16 protein-coding genes are annotated in these 18,967 nt (G+C 39.5%); 8 read left to right on the forward strand and 8 right to left on the reverse strand.

The window, feature by feature from the left end; genetic code table 11:
• Positions 1 to 780, forward strand: a complete 780-nt coding sequence (locus tag LCL91_RS09135) for a glycosyltransferase family 2 protein (protein ID WP_224881856.1) — start codon at positions 1 to 3, stop codon at positions 778 to 780.
• A 37-nt stretch (positions 781 to 817) separates the two neighbouring features.
• Here the strand turns inward: LCL91_RS09135 and LCL91_RS09140 are convergent, their stop codons facing one another.
• Both LCL91_RS09140 and LCL91_RS09145 read right to left on the reverse strand, forming a co-directional pair.
• Positions 818 to 1,801, reverse strand: coding sequence for a glycoside hydrolase family 55 protein (locus tag LCL91_RS09140; RefSeq protein ID WP_224881859.1), 984 nt, complete (start codon positions 1,799 to 1,801; stop codon positions 818 to 820).
• A gap of 347 nt (positions 1,802 to 2,148) precedes the next feature.
• Positions 2,149 to 3,507, reverse strand: a complete 1,359-nt coding sequence (locus tag LCL91_RS09145; protein ID WP_224881860.1) for an SLC45 family MFS transporter — start codon at positions 3,505 to 3,507, stop codon at positions 2,149 to 2,151.
• Positions 3,508 to 3,911: 404 nt separating this feature from the next.
• Between LCL91_RS09145 and LCL91_RS09150 the strand changes: the two genes are divergently transcribed.
• A complete protein-coding gene (locus LCL91_RS09150) occupies positions 3,912 to 5,543 on the forward strand; it encodes a DUF2207 domain-containing protein (RefSeq protein ID WP_224881861.1) in 1,632 nt (543 codons plus the stop codon).
• A gap of 103 nt (positions 5,544 to 5,646) precedes the next feature.
• On the opposite strand, the gene LCL91_RS09155 is transcribed toward LCL91_RS09150, so the two are convergent.
• From LCL91_RS09155 to LCL91_RS09165, 3 genes are all read right to left on the reverse strand, one after another.
• Positions 5,647 to 6,366: a CPBP family intramembrane glutamic endopeptidase gene (locus LCL91_RS09155; protein WP_224881862.1), complete on the reverse strand. Its 720-nt coding sequence runs from the start codon at positions 6,364 to 6,366 to the stop codon at positions 5,647 to 5,649.
• Positions 6,367 to 6,373: 7 nt separating this feature from the next.
• The gene (locus LCL91_RS09160; RefSeq protein WP_224881864.1) at positions 6,374 to 6,658 is read right to left on the reverse strand and encodes a hypothetical protein; all 285 of its coding nucleotides are present in this window, start codon (positions 6,656 to 6,658) and stop codon (positions 6,374 to 6,376) included.
• A gap of 109 nt (positions 6,659 to 6,767) precedes the next feature.
• A complete protein-coding gene (locus LCL91_RS09165) occupies positions 6,768 to 7,850 on the reverse strand; it encodes an acyltransferase family protein (protein ID WP_224881865.1) in 1,083 nt (360 codons plus the stop codon).
• A 307-nt stretch (positions 7,851 to 8,157) separates the two neighbouring features.
• Here LCL91_RS09165 and LCL91_RS09170 point away from each other — a divergent pair, with 307 nt between their 5' ends.
• Entirely contained in the window at positions 8,158 to 9,345 is a 1,188-nt protein-coding gene (locus LCL91_RS09170) for a M14 family zinc carboxypeptidase (RefSeq protein WP_224881866.1), read from the forward strand.
• A gap of 62 nt (positions 9,346 to 9,407) precedes the next feature.
• A complete protein-coding gene (locus LCL91_RS09175) occupies positions 9,408 to 10,460 on the forward strand; it encodes a M14 family metallopeptidase (RefSeq protein ID WP_224881867.1) in 1,053 nt (350 codons plus the stop codon).
• Between the two features lie 64 nt (positions 10,461 to 10,524).
• Here LCL91_RS09175 and LCL91_RS09180 read toward each other — a convergent pair whose 3' ends face one another.
• The 3 genes from LCL91_RS09180 to LCL91_RS09190 form a co-directional block, all read right to left on the reverse strand.
• On the reverse strand, positions 10,525 to 11,613 hold the full coding sequence (locus LCL91_RS09180; protein ID WP_224881868.1) for an HD-GYP domain-containing protein: 1,089 nt from the start codon (positions 11,611 to 11,613) through the stop codon (positions 10,525 to 10,527).
• The gene (locus LCL91_RS09185) at positions 11,594 to 12,331 is read right to left on the reverse strand and encodes an EAL domain-containing protein (RefSeq protein WP_224881869.1); all 738 of its coding nucleotides are present in this window, start codon (positions 12,329 to 12,331) and stop codon (positions 11,594 to 11,596) included. Before LCL91_RS09185 ends, LCL91_RS09180 begins: the two co-directional genes overlap by 20 nt.
• A gap of 197 nt (positions 12,332 to 12,528) precedes the next feature.
• Positions 12,529 to 13,194 carry a LytTR family transcriptional regulator DNA-binding domain-containing protein gene (locus tag LCL91_RS09190; protein WP_224881870.1) on the reverse strand — a complete coding sequence of 222 codons (666 nt, stop codon included), beginning with the start codon at positions 13,192 to 13,194 and terminating at the stop codon, positions 12,529 to 12,531.
• A gap of 511 nt (positions 13,195 to 13,705) precedes the next feature.
• Between LCL91_RS09190 and LCL91_RS09195 the strand changes: the two genes are divergently transcribed.
• Genes LCL91_RS09195 through LCL91_RS09210 form a run of 4 tightly spaced genes read left to right on the forward strand, consistent with a single transcriptional unit; the run spans position 13,706 to position 18,783 of the window.
• The gene (locus LCL91_RS09195; RefSeq protein WP_224881872.1) at positions 13,706 to 14,500 is read left to right on the forward strand and encodes an SDR family oxidoreductase; all 795 of its coding nucleotides are present in this window, start codon (positions 13,706 to 13,708) and stop codon (positions 14,498 to 14,500) included.
• A gap of 39 nt (positions 14,501 to 14,539) precedes the next feature.
• Positions 14,540 to 16,012 (forward strand): FAD-binding oxidoreductase, encoded by a 1,473-nt coding sequence (locus LCL91_RS09200; protein ID WP_224881873.1) that lies wholly within the window; start codon positions 14,540 to 14,542, stop codon positions 16,010 to 16,012.
• A 13-nt stretch (positions 16,013 to 16,025) separates the two neighbouring features.
• On the forward strand, positions 16,026 to 17,459 hold the full coding sequence (locus LCL91_RS09205; RefSeq protein WP_224881874.1) for an FGGY-family carbohydrate kinase: 1,434 nt from the start codon (positions 16,026 to 16,028) through the stop codon (positions 17,457 to 17,459).
• Between the two features lie 16 nt (positions 17,460 to 17,475).
• A complete protein-coding gene (locus LCL91_RS09210; protein WP_224881875.1) occupies positions 17,476 to 18,783 on the forward strand; it encodes an MFS transporter in 1,308 nt (435 codons plus the stop codon).
• Positions 18,784 to 18,967: the final 184 nt, after the last annotated feature.

Raw genomic sequence — 18,967 nt, forward strand, 5'->3', positions numbered from 1 at the left:
ATGGATAAAAAAAACAAAAATGATCATCCATTAGTTTCCATAGTCACACCGTGTTATAATTCGGCATTTACAATAAAAGAAACGATTGATTCTGTGATATCCCAAACCTATGAAAATTGGGAGCATATTATTGTTGATGATTGCTCTATAGATAATTCAACAGATATTATCGCAGATGAACTGGCTCATGAACCTAGAATAAAATTAATAAAAATGAAATCAAATTCTGGAGCTGCAGCTGCAAGAAATATGGCGATTGAAAAATCACAAGGAAAATATATTGCATTTCTGGATAGTGATGATTTATGGCATCCTGAAAAGCTCTATAAGCAAGTCAAATTCATGGAAGAAAATGATTTGTCGTTCTCTTTTACGAACTATAGAATTATAAAAGAAACGGGTGAAAGAACAAATAAAGTTGTTATCGGTCCTAAATCATTAGATTATTATTATCTACTTAAAAATACTATAATTGGAACCCTAACAGTTATGTTAAATAGAGAAAAGATTGGTCCAATAAAAATGGTAGGGAATCTTAATTGCACAGAAGATTTTGCATTATGGCTCGTCCTCTTAAAGAAAGGTCATCATGCACATCGTCTTAATGAAGAATTAGCTTATTATAGAAAGTCAAAACAATCTGATTCAGGAAATAAGTTTAAGTCCGCTAAGAAAACTTGGAATACTTATCGGAGAACTCAAAAAATCAGCGTCATTAAAACCATGTGGTACTTCTCCCATTATTCATTAAATGCTTATCGGAAGCATGCTAAATTATGAAAAAAGTTAAGAAGGATATCCTTCTTAACTTTTTTTATTAATCTATGAGGGAAAACTCGTTTGCTTTACCTTCATTCTGAATTAATTGTGAATTTATATTAAAGTTAATCGTATTATGATTTGTATTAGGTGTTAGTTTTATAATTGGGTTGCTGTGAGCTAAGGTTTGTACATCCCATATAACTCCGTCGAATTTATTTTCTGAACCATCAATATTCAATACTTCGTTCGTTTTTTCGCTTAGCTGAATCTGCAGGTTCGTAAACATATTCCCACTTGATTCATTCGGGACCGTTATCCCGCCATCAAATACAATGAAATTTTCACATTCTTCTAAGGTGAAGTTTTCGAATCTGTTGCCATTGATCCAACTATAATCGCCATTTCCTGGATCCTTCGTTTGAAGCTTAACCCCCGTTGAAAACCCTGAGATAGTAATGTTTTTAAAATTAATAAATGATATATAATGAGAAGGTCCACTAGCAAACAAAGAGAGTGCTGTTCCTGTGATTTCACCAGATGAGTTTAACAACTTTAGATCGTGAATCTCAGTCGTTTCCCATATTCCATAAAACTGATTTTTTCCATCTAAAGACAGGACACTAGAATTAAAATTTGAGCTAATAATCTCAATAATGCCTCCACTAATAGAAGCATTCTTCTCTAATTCAATCGCATCAAAATCCCCATTTATCTGCAAACGAGTATTATATCCAAGAGTAAATTTAACTCCTTCTTTAATTAAAATCGGAGAGGAGATGATGTATGATTTGTTATCTTGTAATATAACTTCGGAGACATTCATATTTGCAGTTTTATTTATCGCATTTTGAATCGCCTTCGTGTCATCAGATTTTCCATCTCCCTTTGCTCCAAATTCTTCGACCTTTACGGAATCCGAATTATTGATGTTAGTGGTAGAGGTAGTATTGAAATTATTTGCAATTATCACACTGACAACTGTTACTATTAAAATTGTTATTACTCCCAAAAATATCGTGTTTGTTTTTAAGAACCTCAAGAAAAGACCAGCCCCTTATATAATTATTCGTAATTGAATTATATACCATTTTTCGTTCTTTTTATAGAACGGAAGAGTGATTCACATAAGTTTTACATAATTTATTTAGCTTAATTTAATTGGTATTTGGTGAGATAAATAAATATATTTTTTGAATTCAAAGGCAGGTACACACTTTAAACAGAGCTTACAAAATAGTGGTAGTCAAAAGAAATGTTTTTATTATGGGGGAAATGATTGATAAAAAGAAACCAGGTAAGCTATTTACTACAAATTAGCTCACCTGGTTTTTGTTGTTTATAAGATGGTAGATAAAAGTCCTTTTATTAGTTGCAATTTAAGCATCTCTACTTCGCATAAGTCTCCCTAATAATCGGCACAGCCAACGCCCCAACCACAAGGAACACACCTGAAAGCAAGATCATAAACGGCATAGAAGATCCAATCAGTGGGAACAAGACGAAACTTAAGCATGATGCGATAATTTGTGGCAAACAAATACTACCGTTAAACAGCCCAAGGTATGTACCCATGTTTTTGCCTTTCAGCGCGTTCGTTAGGATTGTGAATGGGAAGGTCATCATTGCGGCCCATGCAATTCCGATTAATGTAAAGGAAATAACGAGTGCCCATTGATTGTGAACGAAGAAGACCGATCCAAATCCGATTCCCCCTAGCAATAAGCTAATCGAGTAGTAGAACTTCCGTGAATTATTTGGAATTCGGGATAAGGCGAGAGACCAGAGTACTGCGCCAATCGACTGAACCGCTGTTAAAATCCCAAACCAGTTTCCTGCATCTTGGTATGCTGCACTAGAAGGATCGCTCGTATTCCAAACGTTTAACGCAATCGCACCTGTGCCATACGTCCACAAGTATTGAAAGCCCATCCAACAAAAGAGTTGAACGAGGGTAACGGTCCAAAATACTTTTGGAGCGCTTCCAAGTAATTTGAAAATGTTTACTTTCTCTTTCGTTGATTCTTTCGTAATGCCGTGATAAACGGCAAATTCATCTGGTGTATACTCTTTTACTTTCAATACGGTCACGAGACTACAAATGATTAAAACACCTGCACCGGCATAAAATGAAATGACAACAGATTGAGGGATAACCCCTTTTGGCGCACTATTTGATACACCTAGAAGTGTTAACGCAAAAGGAAAAATACTTGCCAATACAGCACCGCTATTTGATAGAAAGCTTTGGATCGAATACGCAAAACCTTTTTGTTCTTTGTTTACCATATCCCCAACCATCATTTTAAAAGGCTGCATCGCCATGTTTGATGAGACATCCATAAACAGAATGGCGATCGCTCCAAACGTCATGGCTGTCACGGCCGTAAATCCGAAACTACCAGAGTTCGGCAAGAGACACATCACAATGACAGCAACAACAGCGCCAACGAGTAAATAAGGAATTCGTCGTCCAAGCCCTGGGATCCAGGTCCGGTCTGAGAAATAACCAACTAACGGTTGGACGATTAGTCCAGCGAGTGGTGGTAAGATAAAGAACAATCCGAGATTATGAGGATCGGCTCCAAGTGTTTGGAAAATTCGTCCCATGTTTGCACTTTGCAATGAGAAGGCCATCTGAACACCTAAAAAACCGAAACTAATCAACCAAATTGTTGTGAGAGGCAAAGCGGGTAGTTCTTTCTGATATCGTTTTTCACTGGATGTGACGACTTGTTCTTGTAACATCATTTCCTCCTATGTATGGATAGATTTTGTAGAAATATGCTATGAAAATGTGAAAACAATGCAATCGCTTGCACATGAATAGAAAAATAAATGCTGCACTCGCAGGTCGTTGCGAACAGCTTTTGATCGACTTGTTTCATAATAGGAATACTTTACTGGCAATGATTTCACTCTAAAACTGTGAATTTTCAAGTGAAGTACTAAAGGGATACTTCATTAAACTGATAAAGCGTTTTCCTTGAATAGTATATACCAGATGATAGCGTTTACGCAACCGTTTGCATTAAAATTAATGTGACGATCAAGTTAAAACAGATTTTCTGTCTGTTACTCATTCACTTGTAACTTTTCCCTTTTTTAACCGTATATAAAGTTGTCAATGTACTCGAAAGAAGGTTGATCTTATGAAAAAGGTGCTAAGTGTATGTGTCTTATTTCTAATTTTGTTCATTCCAACGCATGTATGGGCTGTTGAGTTTTCGATTGAATCGACCGATATCGAAGCTCAACTACGCGAGGACGGTCAGGTAGATGTAACAGAAAGCCACACTTATGAATTTGAAGGAGATTTTAACGGCATTACAAGAACACTTATCCCGAAAGAGAATACGACGATTCATCACTTCCAAGCTTCTGAAAATGGGGAGAATCTTAAAGTGAAGAAGGAGGGGAATCTGTACAAAGTTTATCGTGATGGCTCAGATGAAACCGTCACGGTCGATATTACTTACACTGTCAGTCAAGGTGTGGAACGGTTTGAAGATGTTGCCCAGTTCTATTATCCTTTTTTCGATGATAGTAATGAGACCACCTATGAAAATATGCGCATCACGGTTGTTCCGCCCAAACATACTGATGTGAAAGCAGCCTATGGATATGATGAAGCTTATGAGACTGTCGAAACAATTGATGAGGGGACGGTCGTTTTCAATTTAGGAGAAGTAGCGAGTGAGGAGAACGGAGATATTCGTGTTGCATATGATGCCTCTCTTTTTTCAGAAGCCCCTTTGATAGCCGAAAAGCCGATGCTCGATAACATTATTGCGGAGAAAGAAAAAATGGATGCAGAAGTTGCCGCAAAAATGGAAGCAAGAAAGCAATGGGCTGGAGTTGCACCTGTGATTGTTGTTGGTTTGCTTCTAATTGCAGTTGGGTTGATCGTTCAAGCCATCAGAAAAAGGTGGATGACCGGGATTGAAATCAAACGACAGCTTAGTGGAAATGGGCGCTTTCCAGATACGGAAATGAGCCTGCCTGCGACTCTTTTATTTACAGGCGGAAGTCTTAAAGCATCAGCGATTATCGCTTCATTGCTTGAACTCGTTCGAAAAGGGAACGTCAAGAAGGTTTCAGATGAAGCATTTGAACTTGTAAGTAGGAAGACAGATTTTAGACATGAAACGAGATTAATGGAGTGGTTGTTTGATGATATAGCCGATGACACGACTTTTCATGTTGATGATTTGGACAGCTATGTGAAAGAGAAGAAGAACCACGAAAAATTCCAAAGCAGTGTCTCAAGCTGGAAGGAAGCGGTTAGGAGAGAAGTAAAACAACATGATCTAACAGAAAAAGCAAAGAGTACCCGCTGGATCTCAGGGTTATCTGCCCTCGTATCCTTCACCAGTATCTTTTTGTTTGCTTATCATCGTCTCTTTCTCTGGATGTTTGCGGTTGTTCTGCTATTTCTCTTCTTCCTCATCTTTGCCGTAGCGTATCGACCGTTAAATGAAAAGGGAAGAAGAATCAAGGAAACGCTGACACCATTGAAGGTGAGCGATGAATGGAAATCGTGGAGTGAAGAGGAGCAAGTTCCAGCACTTCTCTATCAAATCGGAGCAGGAAAGCGAAAAATGTCCGCTAGCTTTGCTACTTCCTCACAAAGTAATGAATGGATGATTTACCTTCTTCTAGCTGAAACGTTTCAATCAGGCTTTGAGAAAGCCGATCAGACCACTGCCGTATCCGCTGCTGGTACTGGAGGAGGCGGTGGATCAGGTGCAGGTGGTGGGGGAGGAGGATCGGGAGCTTTTTAGGAAAAGAACGTAAAAAAACCAGGTGCTAATCGGCTTATTGATTAGGTTACCTGGTTTTTCCCATTTAAGTTCAATTGTAAAATTAAAATGACAAAAGCATTCATTAATAAAACATCGGTATAAAAATCATCTGCATCCCAACATGGGCCATCATATGAGAAAGCACGCTAAACCAAAATCCATGCTTCCAATAAAGGTAGCCGAAAAACATGCCTCCGATTCCGTTTAAGAGAATGGCTCTGGTTGTAACTAGGAAGCTTAATTCTCCAAAGATCAATGCATTTGCTGGTAAGTGACCAACCGCAAAAAGGAGGCTTGTGAGAATGATAGCAAGCCAGTAGGATTTGTTGGATGGGTTTTTCCCTTTTCGAAGTTTGCTAATGAGAAAAATGATGAGCGTCATGCCGAATAAGCGCATCATCACTTCTTCTACAACGCCTCCATAAAAAACGCCCCCAAGTAGGCCTGATAACGAAAAAGCTGGAGGGTTCGTTTCTAATTCGGGAAGAAATTTAGAAAAAAGGGCGGCATCACCCGCGATAATCATAAACCCTGTCAGAAGTCCAAATAAAATTGCAAGACCTGCGCCTCTCCGTGCCTTCGAATGAGCGATTAGCTGAAAAGAAGTCTTTTTTTGAAGCAGCAAGCCGATCAGACTGAGGACGAAAGTGATTACTCCTGCTTGAATTGTGAGGGCTAAACTAAGCACGTTTTCATCTGGCAGCTCGATCGTACCGCTAAGATCTAATCCCTGTGCCACAAAGTATCCGCCGATAGCACCGAGTAAGGCTAATAAAGCACTTACTAATAGCGTTTTCTTCATGTTACACTCACTCTCCTTCGTTCCACTTTTCGACAGGTTCAAGCAGAAAGATTTGAACCATATGGATGGTGCGCTGGTCCTTGTTCGTTTTTCTAGCATTGTATTTCTTGTAGACGTCGATGAGTTCATTTCGCGTGTGGTGGAATTCGTCTTCCGTCAAATGAAGTTCGACCTGGTTGAAACCAAAAGGATCTTTTTCAATCGTGTGATCACTTTTAATGTATGCTTCCGTTTTGTTTAGTAAGTCAAAATAGAGTGAGGTTAGTAGCTGTATTTGCTCATCTTCAGTCATGGTCTTGAAATCACCTGCGTTGATTCTCGGTTGCATCGCCCGCCTTTCGCGAGATATATGAAAGGCAAGAGGCGCCCATCCTATAGTTGGATGATTCACCTGACCTTAATCATATTCTTTTCATCCCAAACAAAACTCGTAAAGCAGGTACTTGTCTAATCACAAAATGATAGCAGAGCATAATAACAACAAAGGATACGGTAATTAGAAAAATGAGCTTCGTTGGAATTCCCCACTCAAAATTACGGATAAAGTAGCCAATTGTTAAGATGATTGGTTGATGCAGAATATAAAATGGCAGAGACGCTTCGCTTCCATAAGTAAGAAAACGGTTTGAATCGGTCAAATACTTGTCTGCTAAATAAAAAATGCACAGAAGTAAGCTCCAGCAATTCAGTGTTTTAACGGCAAAAAATAAGATTGCTAACGCAGAGTGATGTGGATAGTCGATCATAAACCAGGTGATATACACGATTGAAGTGATGAGTGCGATTCCTATATGAAGTTTAATGGTGGCTTGTAGTCCTTGTTTGAATGCTGAATTTGATAGAAAAAAATAACCGTAAAGAAAGAGAACAAAATAAAAGATGAGATCCCAGCCACCTAATTGCTGTGTATGGATAAAACCAGTCGCAAACAGGATAAGAGGGAGCAGAATGAAATGGATCCTTTGAACGTTTCTCTTTCCGATCTTAAACAAGGGGAAGGCGAGAAGGCTAAAAATAAGAAGAACGAGTAAATACCATAAATGCAGACCGAAAAAAGCAAAGTTACCAGTTCCTCCAAAATCCAAATATACACCCTCAAAGAAGTGAGGATAGAAGGAGAAATAGGAATCGTGAAATTGGTTATTCGCCAGACGCTCAAGATAAATTTGAGGAGGCGTTAAGATGAAAACACCAAACAAGAGAGGGGTGCCTAGTCGTTTTAATCGTTCTTTTACGTACTGAGTGAACGTTCGTTTTTTTAATGTATACGTGATGCTAATGCCTGAAACGGCAAAAAAGACGGGCATAATCCAGGCTCCGACAAAAAGGGAAAACACTAGCACTGCTTCTCCTTCCGTCACGTTATTTTTCACGTGCCACGGAAATGGGTTAACAAACATCGAACAATGATAAAGAAAAACGCCAATTGTTGCGATTACGCGAATCCAATCTAAGTCATATTGTCTATGAAATGTTTTTTGCACCGTTATTCCCCCTGCTTATCCCCTCTATTACTTGTATAAATCTCTTTTAAAATTCGGCGTCATTCGGTCCATTCCTTTTGGCTTAGAGCGTGGGAATGAAAGTTAGTTTGGTTTGAGAGAAAAATAAATCATGTCCGTCAAATGTCCTCTCTTTTTTATGGGGAGCTAAAAATCCCCCGTGTAAATCGACCTATTTTTCCCATTTTCATTAGTCCAAACGTTTCGTTTTCGCGAAACGGTAGAGGGAAGGTGACGAAAAGCGAGAATTGGTGAATGGTAAAGTCTATTAAAACCGAGGAGGAATGAAATGAGTCGAAAGAAGAAGTTAACCGTCTTATGTAGCACGCTTTTACTTTCATCCGTCTTTGCTAGCCCTTCGATGGCAGCACCGAACGACAAACCTGTTCAAGCGCAAAGTCAGGAATACGCAATCTCTGGTTTTATTAGTCATGCAGAATTGAGTAAAAAGCTCATGCAGATTGAAAAGAGCAGTCAGGGAAATGTTCAAGTTCAAGTTGCTGGCTACTCGAACCTCGATCGTGAAATTTATACAGCAACGGTTGGTTCAGGAGAAAAAGTGATTCTCGTTCAAAGTGAAATTCATGGAAACGAAAAGACGGGTACGGCCGCACTATTGAATTTATTGCAGCAGCTTGGCTCGAATTCGCCAGAAGCTAAGAAAATACGTGAGGAAGTGACGATTGTCGCGATGCCAATGGTTAATCCGGATGCGACAGAGTTAAATCGTCGTGGCAACGACATGTCGTGGAGTGAGGTTGTAACTGATTTTCCTCAGCTCGCTAGTGCGTCTCCATCATGGAACTACTACACGTATACGAATCAATATTGGGACTACGCATCAAATCCCGGCTTTGATGTGAATCGTGATTTTAATCCGGATCTTGATTATGTGCCGCAACCTGAAGATTTTCCGAGTAACTCCTCGAATCCTGGCTGGTACATTACACCTGAAGCGCAAACCGTTCGTGATGTATATAAAGGATTGATGAGCGAGTTTGGTAAAGTCGATGTGTTTGTAGACTTGCATCATCAAGGCGAATATTTCGTTGAGGGCACAGATGATAAAGTGACGCTTTCGATTTCAGGAGATTTCGTTCCAGATCCAGACAGTGAAGATGGTGCGAAATACCGTGAGTATGCCGATACATACGATGGTGATTTCTCAAAGCAGCTTAATGTTTCCGTTTATAATGCCCTGCAGGATCGAGGCGATTCGCCATTTGACAATATTACGCTGTATCCACAAGGTTTGGATTTACCAGGTACGGCACTTGGTTCATTCGCCCTTAATGGAAGCGGCGCTGTGCTGTTTGAAGTGACGGGCCAAACGCAAAGCTACGGTCAGAAGGAAAAAGGAAGACTTATTAAGGCTGTTGAAATTGGCCTTTACGGGATTATTGATGGCGTGACGAGTGGGGATGTTTATGACATTAATCCTAATGAATATGATGAGATTCCATTAACAGAACGGTAAGAGTTTTTGGCGGAATGTAAGCGAAAACAAAACTAGCGAATGTGATTTTTAGGAGGATAATGGTGAAAAAACAAATTCTAACGTTAACAGTAGCAGGAACGATGCTGGTGTCTGGATCCTTTTTAACAGGGAATACCGCGCTAGCCGGAGAGAATGGACCGAATGGGCCTAACTATGGCGGCAATGAAACGATCAAGAATGAGCGCCTGCATTCTTATGAAGAAATGGTGAGCTTTTTAGAAAAAATTGAGCAGCGTTCAGATGTCCTGGAGCTCGAGGTGTACGGTCAGTCCGTTAAAGGAAGAGACCTTTACCTTGCGAAGTTTGGTAACATGGATCCAGATAATCCAACGATTCTGTTCCTTACGCAGCAGCATGGGAATGAAACGTTAACAACGGAAGGTGCCCTTGAGGTAATTAAGTATTTATCATCGAACGGAAAAGACGTGCAGAACATCCTGGATAACGTGAATGTGCTGATTGCACCACGATTAAATGTCGACGGGGCAGAAGGTGATGTGAATTTCTCATTAGAAGATTATGTTTCTGGCACGCATACGCGCTATAACGCCAACGAAGTGGATCTGAATCGTGACCATGTTGATCGCGAGCAGCCTGAAACGAAGGCGCTTCATGAAAATGTGTTACAAAAATATTCTCCGGATTACATGATTGACCTGCATCATCAAGGAACGCAAACAACATTAGGTGACACGGGTGAATTGGTGTCTGGATCAATTTTGTATCCAACAAATGAGACGGTCGATCCGGAAGTCGTGGAACAGTCGAAGGAACTTGGTGCTGTCGTATATAACGCGGTAGAAGCCAAAGGCTATGGACTGCTTTCCAAGTATCCAGGCGGCAGTGCACCGACGATTAGCCGAAATGGCCTTGCGATGGAATATGGCATTGCAACGCTTCTTTTTGAAATGCGCGGCATGGCCGATCATTATCGTGATGATTATGTGCTCGGACAGAAAAGCAATGGTTACTTGATTCAACAGGCCGTAACGGCGATGAAGGCAAGTCTCAATGCGCTAGCAGACGATTCCATTGATTCAGCGGACACGTCTTTCTGGGATACGCTTCCTGATAGTAATTATGATGGGGAGTAAGGCTGAGGTAAAAAGGTGATGCTCGAACCAGGATGAGAAAAGTTCTTATCCTGGTTTAGCTTTGTTAACGTTCCAACTGAATACTAGTAATGCTTAAGGAAGACTCCTTTGAAATAAGAATGGAATCCTTCAATCCTTCAAGATAGGTAACGAAGGAGGCGAACGGTTGATAATCATTGATTTCGACTACTTTCGCCATTTTTCCATTTGATAATGAGACGACAGAACCAACTGGAAAAACGCCAATTTCCAACATAAGTTGTTGAAGGATAGTAGGATCAAATTGTTCGGAATTTCCTAGCATAATGAGAAGGGCTTCATTCGCTGTATAACTTGTTCGGTATGGCCGATTTGAAGTAAGTGCGCAGTACGTATCAGCAATCATCAATATCCGGTCATACGGGGTTAACGATTTTGCCTTTAATCCTTTTGGATACCCTGATCCATCCAGCCGTTCATGATGGGTTCGGCAGTAGCTGGAAATCGATTTTGGAAAACCTTTTCCTCTTAAAAGATTATATCCTTCTATAGCATGAGATTTAATAATATGAAATTCAAAATCAGAGAGTGTGTCTACCTTATTGAGGAGGGTAGTCGGAATAAGGGTCTTTCCAATGTCGTGAAGCATGGTGCCAATTGAAAACTCTTCACTTTCTAAGTAGTCTAGTCTTTTGGCTAAAAGAGAGCTAAGCATAAACACATCGATCGAATGATGATAGCTATAAGGATCATATTCTTTTAACTCCATCATTAATTCCAACACTTCCGTATTGGAAATGGTTGTAAGAAAAGATTCTTCCAACCATTTAAGGGTATTGGGATTTTGTAAGGCGTGGCCATAGCGATAGTCATGTCCAAGTTCCGTTAGTGTTTCTAAAAATAATTTACGGAGCTTCACTTCATGATCAATCAACTGGTTTTTCCCATAGTAAATCGTTATTTTGTTTTTCTTTTTAGGTTGAAAGTTAGGTGGAGCTTGTAGAGAAGCGAACGTTTTTCGAGTAACCCCAATCGAAGTCACTCCCCAACGTTTAAGTTTATCTAGTTTGGGCTTCGTGATTTGGCTGCCCTCCTTAAGCAATAAAATATCGCCTTTCCAAATATCTTTTTCGATTATATCGCCTATTTTTAAATCACCAAGCTTCTTCTTCATAGCGTAACCCTCTCCTTTTCACACACTGTCCGATCATTGTGTTCTTGATACATTGCGGTTCCTGTAGTAAGTATCCTTGTGCATAATCGATCTTAAGAAATTTTGCCATCGATAAATCTTCTGCTCGTTCGATGCCTTCAATGATAAATAACAGTTCATATTCTTTACAATAATTTCTGATGCTACGAAGTAAGCTTTGTTTGTGTTCGTCTTCAGAAAGGTTTCTAGAAAAAAAGCGATCCACTTTCACGACATCTGGCTTTATTTCAATTAATCGTTTTAAAGAAGCGGTGCCTTGTCCCACATCATCTAACGCAATTTTAAATCCTAATTCTTTAAGCCAGTTAATGCGTTTAATAAAGTTGCTGTTTTCCCATGTGGAAAGCAAGTCACCTTCCGTCAATTCCAGAATGAATTTAGTTGGAATGAGGTGATGCATCCTCATGTATGATTCGACTCTATTCTCAAAATCAGGATGAAGAATGGTTGAGGGGTGAATATTTAAAAATAAATAGGACGGGGCAAATGAAGTATGAACTTGGATGGCCTTTGAAATCGAAAGTAAATCTAAATCGAATAAGGCGTTATGTTGTTGAGCCTTAAGTATCAGGTCGTTCACGGAATGATAATCATCATGCCTTATGAGAGCTTCATAACCGTAGATCTTCCATGTTTTAATGTCCCATACTGCTTGAAAACAATGATAAATATCATTCAAAGAATCACTCCTCGATTTAACAATTGTGGTTAATTATTCCTATCTTTACTAAATAATAGGACTAAGTGTCCACCGCGTCCAATCGCTTTAAAACGCTAAAATAATTCACTGAAACTTGCTTTAGTTGCGTTAAGGTATCGTAATGGTCGGGTGAGACAAAAAAAGCATAAAATAAAAAAACCAGCGATTATGCTGGTTTAGTTTGGTAAGTTAGGAAGCAGTTCAAGATTATTTTTTGATATCCTAGCTCGTTTCATCATGGATTTAAAATGCACCTCATAGCTTTGACCAGTTTGTTTGATCACTTCAATCTTTTTAACATTAATGATGAATGAGCGGTGAGAGAGGATAAAACTAGCATTTAGTGATTTCATTAAATTTGCTAGGGATTCGTTTACGATGTATTCCTTTTCCCTAGTGTAAATGTGCGTTTTTCTGTTTTTTCTTTCTAGAAAAACAATCTCGTTGCAAGAAATAAACAAAAAGTCCGTACCTTGTTTCACAATTAACTTCCCAAGTGAGCCACTAAGTGTTTGAAGTCTTTTTTTGTGGTTTAAGTCAAAGCATATGCCAATGGCTTCTTCCACAATCCCCTTATTGTAAATAGGACGTACCACAACAAGATGAAGCTTTCCTTCCAATTCAATTTCGTATTCAAGCGTTTGACCACTCCATATTTTGGAGTAAAATTCTTGTTTCTCAATTGCTTTATGCATAGGGAGAACGTCGAAAAGCGTTTTGCCAATTAGCTGTTTCTGAGTATATCCTAACTTCTGTAATAACTTTGCTTCACAATAGGTATACACATAGTTCCCGTTTTGTTGTATCACTTTGAATGAATCGCCCCAACGAATCGCATCCACTTCCCTTATTCCCCTAAATATAACTTTCATCTCCAGTCTCACAAACTGCTTTTATAAATAAAATAAGAAGGTGATACTATTTTGTCAATGGTATAAGATTACCAGTAAATATGGTTTTAAAAGGGTTTATGCACCCAATAAATTCCTATATTAATATATTGAGATAATAAATTTTAAACAAAAGAACCTTTTTGAAAAATGTTCTCATTATTAATAAGAATCACTTACTAGAAGCAATCCCAATCATTGACCCTGACTTTTTAAGAATAATAATGATAGAGATATGCCTTATTTTACCTTTATATGGAAATAGGTAGTCCGCTATGTTACATAATAGGTTAGTAAGAGAAGGTTTAACGATTAATAAACAAGAAAATTTTCCTTTAAATTAGTTAACTATACGCATTTAAGAAAAATTTCTTTGAAAACGCTTGATTTTCATCTTTTGTAGGATTAGAATGAACCTAGTTAAAGAAAAGATAAAATTATCTGAAGGGTGGCACAACTTAGTATGAACCCGGAACAAAATAAGATCACGGATTTTAATATGGATTTTTTTAATCTTAAAGGAAAAGTTGCCATTATTACTGGTGGCAATTCAGGACTAGGGCAAGGATTTGCGCTTGCATTAGCCAAAGCAGGAGCTCATATCTTCGCGGTAAGTATGGAAGAAGATAACGATAGAACGAAGAAATTAATCGAAGCAGAAGGCGTTAACTATCATTTAATGCTTGGAAACTTAACTGAAGAAGGCGTCTGTAAGCAGATTATTGATAAATGTTTAAGTGTTTTTGGAAAGATTGATATTCTCATCAATAATGCGGGCATTAACATTAATGAACCTGACGTTACGAAATTCTCTAGACTGCAGTGGGATAAAATGGTGTCGGTAAATTTAAATGCTCCGTTTGAACTGTCTCACGAAGCAGCAAAACATATGATTCCACAACAAAGTGGAAAAATCATTAATACGTGCTCCCTGTTTTCTTATCTCGGTGGACAATGGTCGCCAGCTTATGCCGCTACAAAGCATGGTTTGGCTGGATTTACGAAAGCGTATTGTGATGAACTTGCTCAATATAACATTCAAGTGAATGGCATTGCGCCTGGGTACTTTGCAACAGACGTGACAAAAAATACGCGAGAAAATCCTGAAAGCAATCAGCGCGTACTCGATCACATTCCGGCAAATCGCTGGGGGAACATCCAGGATCTGATGGGAGCGGTTGTTTTTCTAGCATCTGACGCGTCTAACTATGTGAACGGGACATTACTGAATGTCGACGGCGGGTATCTCGTACGATAATTTCTATTAAACTATCATAATAAAAAAGGAGAATCATTTATGAAAAACCTATTAGAAGAGTTGAAGTCTCTACTTTCTGAGGATCAAATCGTGACAAAGGAAGAGGCGCTTTACGATGCATCAGCGGATCGTTACAAGAAGTACGCGAAAACGAAAAATGTCCTTGATGTTCCAGCACCACTTGCCATTGTTTTTCCTCATTCCACGGAAGAAGTGAAAACACTTCTTATGTTCTGTAACGAAAATAACATTAACGTGATTCCAAGAAGCGGAAAGACTGGTACTGAGGGTGGTCTTGAGAACTGGAAAGAAACGACCATCGTCATCGACGGATCTAAGATGAACGAGATTATTAAAATGGACACGTATAACATGCAAGCGACAGTTCAATCTGGGGTTAAACTTCAAACGCTTGAAGATGAGCTACGTAAATTGGGCTATACGACTGGTCACTCACCGCAGTCCAAACCAGTTGCGCAATATGGTGGTCTCGTTTCAACAAGAAGTATTGGTCAGCTATCCACTTTGTACGGTGCAATTGAAGATATGGTTGTTGGTCTTGAGTGTGTTTTCCCAGAAGGACAAGTTTCAAAGATTAAGAACGTTCCGCGACGTTCTGGTGGCCCGGATATTCGCCACATTGCGATTGGGAATGAAGGAGCACTTTGTTATATCACAGAAGTAACGGTGAAGATTTTTAAATACACACCGGAGAATAATAACTTCCATGGCTATCTTGTAAAAGACGTTGAAACAGGTATTAAGATTTTAAGAGAAGTAATGGTGAACGGCTATCGCCCATCCGTTGCGCGCGTGTATTCGGAAGAAGATGCGAGACAGCATTTTGAACATTTCTATGATAATAAATGCGTGTTGATCTTTATGGCAGAAGGCCCTAAAGGTATTGTAGAGGCAACGAATGCGGGCATTCAAGAAGCTGTTGAAACGTTCAAGGATGGGGTAATTGAAAAGGTTGATTCCTCAGTCATTGAAACGTGGTTCAACAACCTGAACTGGGATGAAAGCCGTATCGAGCGTGAAATTCAAGATATGATCGACCACAATACGCATGATGGTTTTACAACAGAAGTGTCAGCGGATTGGGGAACAATTCCAAAGCTTTACAACAACGTGATTGAACGGATTAAAAATGAATTTGATCGTGCAGATGAGCTTACGATGCTAGGAGGTCACTCTTCTCATAGCTATCTTAACGGTACAAATATGTATTTCGTCTACAACTACACGATTAACTGTGCACCAGAAGATGAAATGCGCATTTATCACCATCCGATTCACCAAATCATTATTGAAGAAACATTGAAGCTTGGTGGCTCTATGTGTCACCACCATGGTATTGGGAAGTACCGTTCTGAATGGACAAAAGAAGAGCACGGCTCTGCTTACTATATGTTAGAAAAGCTTAAAGAAGCGTTTGATCCAAAAGGAATCATGAACCACGGAACGATTTTCCCTCAACCTAGCGAAGTGAAAAAATACATTAGAAGCTAAGAGGAGGGAAACCATGGCGAATCGATACATCATGGGGATTGATAATGGATCACAAAGTACAAAGGTAGTGATCTTAGATCTAGAAGGGAATGAAGTCGCCTACGGTTCACAGGCATTAAGGGAAACCTTAACGCCTGAACCGGGCGTCGTTATTCATCCGGATGACGACTTATGGGATAGTGTTTATCATGGTATGAAAAACTGTTTAGCAAATTTTGAGGGGAATCCGAAAGAAATCGAAGCGATCGGGTTATGTACGATCCGATGCTGCCGCGTTTTACTAAATGAAGACGGTCATCTAGCCCAACCGGCGATTAGCTGGATGGATGCTCGATTATCAAAACCGTATGAGCATGAAGACGATCGCGTGCAGTATGTGACGACAACTTCTGGCTACTTAGGATTACAGCTAACGGGAGAATACAATGATACAGCAGGAAATCAGGAAGTCTTTTGGCCAATTGATCGTGACACGTTAGATTGGTCAACAGATAACGACGTAATTAAAGCGAACGGCTTACGAAGAGATATGCTATTCAATCTTGTGAAACCAGGTGAAAAGCTCGGTTCTATTCGCAATGAGCTCGCGGAGGAGTTAGGTTTAACGAAAGGAATTCCTGTGGTAGCTACATCGAACGATAAAGCGGTGGAAGTATTGGGGTCCGGTATTCAAAACGAAAGTTCAATCATGATCTCCCTCGGAACCTTTATTTCTTCGATGTTATTGAGAGACAACTATTACGAAGATGCGCAAAACTTCTTCCCAACGTTTGCATCGATTCCATTTAAATATGTTTATGAAACAAATGGGATTCGACGAGGACTGTGGACGGTTAGTTGGTTTAAGAAATTAATTGGCGAAGAACTTGTCACAGAAGCATCTAAATTAGGGGTTTCAGAAGAAGAGTTCTTAAATCGTAAGGCAGAAGAAGTTCCGGTTGGTAGTGATGGCTTGATTACGATACTTGATTGGCTTGCTTCTCCGGATAAACCCTATCGAAAAGGACTTATGCTTGGCTTTGATCAGCGACATTCCAGGTATCATATCTACCGATCAATCTTGGAAGCGATCTCATTCAATATTAAAAACAATATCGACGATATGTTAGAAGAAATCGATGTGGAATTGAATGAAGTTGTCGTCATTGGTGGTGGTTCGAAGAGCGATGTGATCATGCAGATCATGGCCGACTTGTTTGGGTTACCAGTGCATCGACGTAAGGGAAGCAGCAGCGCCTGTTTAGGTGCGGCGATTAGCGCTTCGAAGTACTTGGGTGTTTACGATGATTTTTCTGAAGCGATCGAGCAAATGGTGAAAACGGAAAAAACGTTTAAGCCGAATTCGGAGAATCACGATTTCTACAAGACGTTAAACGAAACAGTTGTGCAGCATGTGAGAAAGCATACGGATGAAATTTTCAAACTTTCTTATCCGATTTTTAAATAAGAAATGGATGATTCTTATGAAATCCAGTAATCTGAAACGATATTTTCAATTTATGCTTATTGTGTTAGCGGCAGGTGCTATTTTCCCGCTCATTTACCTTCGAACCAATTATCAAGGAACGATTTTAGAAGTGTACGGGATGAGCTTATCGCAATTAAACAGCATTTTCTCGGTTTTAGGTGTCGCGTTTATCATTGGTTATTTTCCAAGTGGGTGGATTTCGGATCGGTTTTCCGCTAAGAAACTCATTTCTGTTTCGCTATTATTTGTAGGGCTAGCTGGCATTTGGTTTGCGCAAGTGCCAAGCTATCCAGTTGTCATTCTCATTTTTGCCATTTGGGGGATTTTCTCTGTACTAACCTTCTGGGCTGCTCATTTAAAACTTGTTAAACTTATTTCCAAAAAAGAAGAAGAAGGACGTTTTTTCGGAATTTTGGACGGTGGTCGGGGCGTTGTTGAAGCAACACTCGCGAGTATTGCGGTGTTTATCTTTTCACGCGTACTCGGATCAAGTACAGCTGTAGCGGATAAACAAGAGGCGTTAGTAAATGTGATCTACCTATATTCGGGGGTTCTCATTGCGGTTTCTATTCTGATTATGCTTTTTGTTGATGTGGAAGATCATGCGCATCAGGAACCTGAAAAGGCAGAGAAAACTGAGCAAAAGGGAGCGCCACTTAATTTAGCGACTTTGAAAAAAGTCTTCGGTAACAAATTTGTTTGGTTACTTGGTGGTATTATTTTCATGAGCTACATTGTAACGTGGACAGTGTATTATTTTGGTGGATTCTTAGAAACGAATGTTGGCATGAGTGCTTCTATTGTAGGGACAATCACGGTAACCATGCTATGGATGCGTCCGATTGGCGGCGTTGTCGGAGGATTCTTAGGAGATAAGTTTGGTAAAAGCAGTATTCTTATTATTGCCTTAGGATTAGCTACGCTCTTTTTGACAGCGGTTTCAATTTTGCCGACAACCTTGCCTCATTTCTATTTTGGTGCACTGATTATTTTAAGTGGTTTATCGGTTTATACAATCAGAGGTCTTTATTGGGCCTTACTCGGCGATTGTGACATTGATGATGACGTGCTTGGTCTTTCTATTGGTTTAGTTTCATTTGTTGGTTACTTACCAGATATTCTATTACCGCTCGTGATGAGCTTGATGCTTTCAACCTTTGGAGATGCAGGTGGCTACAATGCTTACTTCATCTTTAGTGCAGTAGCAGGTGTATTGGGTATCTTCATTACAGTCATTTTTAAAACGACAGTTAATAGAAACGTTGCCCATACTGAACAAGAGTCCCATCGAAGCGCAGTATAGGAAACGAAATCTATTCTAATAATAGAAAAAACAATCGTAATTTTCGAGTGAAAATTACGATTGTTTTGTGTAGGATCTTCTTGTTTATTTGGACGAGCGACGTGATGGTGGAAAATAGATGCATGAGAAGATAGACTAGTAGAGAAGAGCAACATTATTTGGGCGAGTATAGTAAAGATAATTA

Source organism: Guptibacillus hwajinpoensis, from assembly GCF_020171785.1.
GTDB classification, from domain to species: Bacteria; Bacillota; Bacilli; order Bacillales; family Guptibacillaceae; genus Guptibacillus; species Guptibacillus sedimenti.